Annotated in this window: 6 protein-coding genes; 2 read left to right on the top strand and 4 right to left on the bottom strand. The window is 47.3% G+C overall.

The genetic code is table 11. The annotated features are described in order from the left end of the window. Window positions 1-500: 500 nt before the first annotated feature. Entirely contained in the window at window positions 501-704 is a 204-nt protein-coding gene (locus L5M11_RS21710; RefSeq protein WP_263193228.1) for a YheV family putative zinc ribbon protein, read from the bottom strand. Window positions 705-957: 253 nt separating this feature from the next. Here L5M11_RS21710 and L5M11_RS21705 point away from each other — a divergent pair, with 253 nt between their 5' ends. Then, window positions 958-2,871 carry an ABC transporter ATP-binding protein gene (locus L5M11_RS21705; protein WP_263193227.1) on the top strand — a complete coding sequence of 638 codons (1,914 nt, stop codon included), beginning with the start codon at window positions 958-960 and terminating at the stop codon, window positions 2,869-2,871. 54 nt (window positions 2,872-2,925) lie between these two features. After that, complete coding sequence (locus L5M11_RS21700; RefSeq protein WP_263183048.1) at window positions 2,926-3,387, top strand: TIGR02444 family protein; 462 nt, start codon at window positions 2,926-2,928, stop codon at window positions 3,385-3,387. A gap of 68 nt (window positions 3,388-3,455) precedes the next feature. Here the strand turns inward: L5M11_RS21700 and L5M11_RS21695 are convergent, their stop codons facing one another. From L5M11_RS21695 to L5M11_RS21685, 3 genes are all read right to left on the bottom strand, one after another. Next, complete coding sequence (locus tag L5M11_RS21695; RefSeq protein WP_263183050.1) at window positions 3,456-3,866, bottom strand: GFA family protein; 411 nt, start codon at window positions 3,864-3,866, stop codon at window positions 3,456-3,458. A 51-nt stretch (window positions 3,867-3,917) separates the two neighbouring features. Further along, entirely contained in the window at window positions 3,918-5,513 is a 1,596-nt protein-coding gene (locus L5M11_RS21690) for a GMC family oxidoreductase (protein ID WP_219234457.1), read from the bottom strand. Window positions 5,514-5,582: 69 nt separating this feature from the next. Next, window positions 5,583-6,089, bottom strand: a complete 507-nt coding sequence (locus L5M11_RS21685) for a TAT leader-containing periplasmic protein (protein WP_105251529.1) — start codon at window positions 6,087-6,089, stop codon at window positions 5,583-5,585. Window positions 6,090-6,264 lie beyond the last annotated feature (175 nt).

The raw sequence follows: 6,264 nt of genomic DNA, 5'->3' as shown, positions 1-6,264 counted from the left end.
TATTAACTAAAATTCAGTTACTATATTTACCTGATTTTAAAGAGTTTTATTTATTTCGAATGGAATTAGTGCGCACTGATTTTGTCTGAAAATCATACCAAAACACCTAAATTTAAATACGACTGTATACCCATACATTGTTAGTCGATTTCTGGTAAGGCCAAGCATAGGCAAATAGATAAGAATTTGTATGGCAGCAGGAGTGGGAATTTTCGGTTGAGCTAACGAGCCGAAACACGAAATGGGGCAATAGCTTTTTAGCAGAACGGGCAGCGAGAGGGTTAGTTAGGATTGGCATTATTACGGAAGTGACCGTTGGTGGCATGGTTGCTCATTCACATCTATGTGATCGCAACATTCGTAAATCCATGTACAGCAGATGCCACCGTCGAGCCCTCAAGGACGAGTTTACGGCGTGTCGCTGGAGCAATATTGCCAATCGACACTGCACATGTTGTGAATCTTTTTCGAAACTAACTTTGATGAATTGAAGCTTCAACCTAATCCGGTTTAAACACGCCGATCACATCACCGGTGGCTTTTTCTGTGACCTTTTCATCGGTTTGCTGTTCACGGTAATCACACTCTGTGCATTCAACGGTTTCGATGCCGTTTTCCTTGTAGAGTAAAATGCTGTCTTTGGCGCTGCATTTTGGGCACTTAGCACCGGCTACGAAACGCTTTTTGATTTTAGTGTTTGTCATAATAGATAAAGGACCAGATAGCAGGGCCAAGGGACTCGGCCGAAGAAATTGCCGCTATTTTGCCACACTGATGATTGAATACCAGTGTTACCTGAAAGTATGAGGCCTTAGGTCGATGTGATGCGATTCGCTAAAGATCATCCTGAAAAGTCGAATAATTGTCCTAGTTATCGGGTCAGGCTGTGGTTTGAAACTGGGTTGTACGCTATTATCTGTGCCCTGACGAATTCACGTTCTAACCAAGTTGTAGTTAATGATCAGCATCAACCAAGCGCAATTAATCCGTGGCAGCAAAACCCTGCTAGATGAGACCTCTCTCACGATTTATCCCGGCCATAAGGTCGGTTTAGTCGGTGCTAACGGCACAGGCAAATCTTCACTGCTCGCATTAATTTTAGGTCACTTAAGCCTAGATAAAGGTGAATTTAGTCTGCCTTCTGGCTGGCAAATTGCCACTGTGGCCCAAGAAACCCCTGCGCTCGACGTCTCGGCACTGGAATATGTGATCGATGGCGATAGCGAATATCGCCAATTAGAAGCCCTATTGCACAAGGCCCAAGAAGAGAACGACGGCAATGCCATCGCACTCTTACACGGCAAAATCGACGCTATCGGTGGTTATGCGATTCATTCGCGCGCGGGTTCATTGTTAGCGGGTCTGGGCTTTAGTGAAGCCGAGCAAAGCAATCCAGTGAAAAGCTTTTCGGGTGGTTGGCGTATGCGCCTCAACTTAGCCCAAGCGCTACTGTGCCGCTCTGACTTATTACTCCTCGACGAACCGACCAACCACTTGGACTTAGATACCATGTACTGGCTCGAAGGTTGGATTAAGTCCTATCAAGGCACGCTGATTTTAATCAGCCATGATAGGGACTTTATCGATGAAATCGTTGATGAAATCGTCCACGTTGAAAATCAAAAACTCAATTTCTACAAAGGCAATTACAGTGCCTTTGAGCGCATTCGTGCCGAACGCATGTCGCAACAACAGGTTGCCTTCGAACGCCAACAAAAAGAACGTGCACACATGCAGTCCTTCGTTGACCGTTTCCGTTACAAGGCAAGTAAAGCCAAACAAGCGCAGAGCCGCTTAAAGGCACTAGAGCGCATGACTGAGTTGTTGCCGTCTCAAGCCGATAGCCCCTTTTATATGGAGTTTCGGGCTCCAGAAGCCCTGCCCAATCCACTGATTAAAATGGAGCAAGTCGCGATCGGTTATAGCGATAAGCCAATCCTGAGCAAGGTGCATTTAAACTTAGTACCGGGTGCGCGCATTGGTTTACTCGGCCGTAACGGCGCGGGTAAGTCGACGCTCATCAAACTGTTATCGGGCCAATTGTCACCACTGACAGGTTTGTATGAACCTAACCCTGGCGTCAATATTGGCTACTTTGCCCAGCACCAAATCGAATTTTTACGCCTCGACGATACGCCGATGCAGCATTTAGTACGTCTGGCACCCAACGCCAGAGAGCAAGAGTTGCGTAACTTCTTAGGCGGTTTTGGCTTTAATGGCGATATGGCGCTCTCACCTGTACGCCCCTTTTCTGGCGGCGAGAAAGCCCGTTTAGTGTTAGCGCTATTAGTTTGGCAACGCCCTAACCTATTGCTGCTCGATGAACCCACCAACCATTTAGACTTAGAGATGCGCCACGCCCTGACAATGGCATTGCAAACCTTTGAAGGCGCTATGGTTGTCGTCTCGCATGATAGGCATTTACTGCGATTAACCTGTAGCGATTACTATCTGGTGGATCAAGGTGAAGTACGCGCCTTCGACGGCGACTTAGACGATTATCACCAATGGTTGCTCGATGCGGCGAAAGCCAACTCGAATCAAAACAGCACCAGCGACGAGATCAAACCTGCCGCCGATAAAAAACAGCAAAAACGCCTCGAGGCCGAGATCCGCCAAAAGGTATCGCCGCTCAAGCGCAAACAAACTAAGTTAGAAACCGAGCAACAAAAGCTGAGCGAACGCCTCGCCGAGCTAGAACACTTGCTGGCCGATAGCGAATTGTATGATCAAGATAACAAAGCCAAGCTAACCTCGGTATTAACCGAGCGAACGAGCTTGACGCAAACCTTAGAAGACAGTGAAATGCAATGGCTCGAGTTGCAAGAAGAGATAGATGCAATGGAGCAAGAGGTCATGGAGCAACAATAACTCCAGCGTTCTTTTAAATAAAAGTCAGTAGCAGCGGCAATACAAGGAAATAGTATGGCGGTTTTAACCCAGTTCGACAGTCAACTCTGGCAATGGTGTGATATGAGCTATGCGCAAAACAAAGCGCTCTGTCTCGAATTGCAAAATAGCTGTCAGGTGAACGTCAATCTACTGCTACTGGCACAATATTTAGATATCACTATGGATGTGTCTGGGCCGCAGCAATACAGCCCAGACCAATGGCAAGCACTGATGAATGCTGTAGGTGAATGGGATGAAAGGTTTCTCACGCCCTACCGCAAATTACGTAAACTCGCTAAGTCCAGCCTAAATGAGCAAGAGTATCAGCAGATGCTCGCCGTTGAGCTAATGATGGAACGTAAAGCGCAGCGAACCATCTTGAATAAACTCAATGAACTCAGCCCAAGCGGCCAAGCAACAAATCTAGTGAGCTACTTAAGCCTGTTTGGACTCAGTGACATTGATGCCAACGAAATCGGCCTCATTGCGCCCTGACCTAAGTTAATCAAGTTAGAACAAGCTCAACCATGTTAGCTCAAACTCAATCAAATTGACGTGAGCCGCTAACAGCTGCGGCCTTGCGGATAGCGTTCACAGTCATCCTTGATCACCAACCAGTTCAACTGACTCTCAGTATAAATATGGTACTTAGGCTGAACTTGGTTAGCATCGTCCAGACTCGCTATGCTCAAGGTCAAATAATCGGGATATTGAGTATGTCGGTAAGTTAACGATGTACCGCACTTGTCACAAAATCCACGGCGAATAAACTCAGACGATGCAAACTCAGTCACCTGACCTTTAAGCCAAATCACTTGGCTGAGTTTAAAATCCATCCAAGCCCCAAATGCAGAGCCCGTGCTTTTTTGGCACGAACGGCAGTGGCAATAATCCGCATCAAAGGGTTCACCTTCTATCTGATAACGAATCGCGCCGCATAAGCAACCACCTTCCCGTAATGTGTTTTCAGACATTCACACCCCATCAAGCTTTATCAAGCTAAGCTGCATTTTGATAAGATAACATCAGGCTTTACCGTCAGTGAGCTTCTGTGCGAGTGCGGTGGCATTACGTGCCGTGATGCCATAAATCGACAGCTGCGGGTTAGCGCCAAGGCTGGTCGGGAAGATAGAGCCATCCATTACAGATAAATTCTCTAAATAGTGCGACTGTCCATAACTGTTGACCATAGAAAGCTTTTCATCTTCGCCGAAGGGACAACCGCCCATTACGTGCGCCGATGCAACGATAGTGCGCAGTGGCGCGAGTGACATCTGCGCAATGCTCTCTTTGGCGTCTTTCCACGAGGATAAGTAAGGCATGCCATCGCTGATCGGCAACACTTTTAAGGCGCCAGCCGAGAATTGTAACTCCGCCATACTGGCAAAAGCGCGTCTCGCGGCCCGCCAAAAGGCATCGGTCAGCGGATAATCTAAAGCAAAACCCTTATCCGTTAAGTGTACTTCACCGCCTTGACTGTCGGGATGATAGCCATCGCGGATCAAAGCGATAGTCACTTGCAACTGATTGAATTGTGACATTAACTCAGCATGACTTGTACCATAACCTAAGGTTTTAGAGGCAATTAAAATCGGATGCACCGGCGGCACTTCAAGTTTATAACCCAGCTCACCATCGGCGCCATTGTTCCACACAAATTCATCGGAATAGATAGATTGCGGCGCACCGCTATGGCCATTGATCGAATCGGCAAATACGCCGCCGGATAACAAAGTAGGATGTAAAAAGGTGCGTTTACCCAAAAGTTGGTGGGGATCGGGCACTTGCGAACGCATCAAAATCGTCGGTGTATGGATAGCACCCGCACTCAAAATATAATGTTTAGCCTTAAATAACAGCTCAACGTCAGTGGGTCGTAAATTCACATCCAGCGCCTGCGCCTTTAACGCAAACACTTGGCCATTATGGTGCTCAATCTTAGTCACTTTAGCGCGACTGATCAGCTGCGCGCCTTTCTCAAGTGCCGCGGGAATCGTAGTGACTAGCATAGATTGCTTCGCATTGACCGGACAACCCATGCCGCAATAGCCGGTATTCCAGCAACCCGCCACATTGCGTTTAATCACAGTGTATTCCCAGCCAAGATTGATACAACCTTGCTTCAGGGCGGCATTATTGCGATTAGGCTCATAATTCCATTCATGAATGTTGAGCCGTTGTTCCATTTGCTCAAACCAAGGATCTAAACTCTCGCGATTAAGCCCAACAACCGATTTATGTTGCGCCCAAAAGGCTAACGCCTCGGTCGGCGTGCGAATAGAAGTGGTCCAGTTAACTGTGGTTGAACCACCGACTGCGCGACCTTGAAAAATCCCAATCGCCTTGTCGGCGGTTTTCATCGCCGCAGCTTGTTGATACAAGTTGGGATAAGCGACCCGCTCTTCCATATTAAAATCGCTGGAGGATTTTAGCGGTCCCGCCTCAATCATGATCACGCTCAGCCCTGCTTGGGTGAGGATTTCAGCCGCCACACCGCCGCCAGCACCTGTGCCGACAATAATCACATCAGCTTCAAACTGCTGGTTTTCTTGCAATTGGCTCGCATCAGTGTGCAACCAACCAGAGTTTAAACCATTCACTATAGGATCTATGATTGCCAACTTGAGTGCTCCACTGTCGCGGGTAAAATGCTTATTATTCGGCGTTTAATTAGGTTAAAAATGGACTCGCTATTTGAACAGCTCAGGCTTGGCATAATGCAGGCGGCTCCAGTGCTCAGGACAAGCGTAGTAACTTGCCATCACTAATTCGCGCAATCCGAGATAAGCCGTTTGTAACAAAGCAAAATAACTGTGGCGCCAGGTTTCTAACATATCAGTTAACTCGGCGGGAGAGCGCATCAATAGCGGCGTCATGCTCGAGGTGAGTACTAGTAAACCAAGACGATTTTCGAGCATATCGAGCAGCTCAAACAATTCGGTCTGCTGCTCATCGGGTAACACAGCAATCGACTGTTTGATGGCATCTAAAGTGCGGTTTTGCGCCGCTAACTTATGGATGGCCACATCAGGCAAGGCGCCGTCGAGCATCACAGGCAAAAGCACGCTAAACAACAAACGATAATCTTTACCTTCGCTATCCTCGGGCAAACTAAACTCAGGAGAATAGAGATTAACCCCTAAGGCTAACGCAGCCGTACCGGCAAACGCACCCATTATAAAGGTTCGTCGCTTCATCTCTATCTCCTAATTATCAACCTAAATGTCGGCCTAAATATCAGCATAAAAAACAATTGTGCTACAATGGCCGCGAGTTTATACCCAAGCGACCTCAAAATACGAATTTCAGCATTTTGAGTTGGTTTGGGTATAAATTAAACACACGTTTTAATTTTCAGCAATAGCCGATACC

The organism is Shewanella sp. SM87, assembly GCF_025653705.1.
GTDB classification, from domain to species: domain Bacteria; phylum Pseudomonadota; class Gammaproteobacteria; order Enterobacterales; family Shewanellaceae; genus Shewanella; species Shewanella oncorhynchi.
This window is presented reverse-complemented; position numbering and strand designations above follow the sequence as displayed.

Coding starts and splice junctions, on each gene's coding strand:
- L5M11_RS21710 (WP_263193228.1), bottom strand. CDS start 704: ATGACAAACACTAAAATCAAAAAGCGTTTCGTAGCCGGTGCTAAGTGC.
- L5M11_RS21705 (WP_263193227.1), top strand. CDS start 958: ATGATCAGCATCAACCAAGCGCAATTAATCCGTGGCAGCAAAACCCTG.
- L5M11_RS21700 (WP_263183048.1), top strand. CDS start 2,926: ATGGCGGTTTTAACCCAGTTCGACAGTCAACTCTGGCAATGGTGTGAT.
- L5M11_RS21695 (WP_263183050.1), bottom strand. CDS start 3,866: ATGTCTGAAAACACATTACGGGAAGGTGGTTGCTTATGCGGCGCGATT.
- L5M11_RS21685 (WP_105251529.1), bottom strand. CDS start 6,089: ATGAAGCGACGAACCTTTATAATGGGTGCGTTTGCCGGTACGGCTGCG.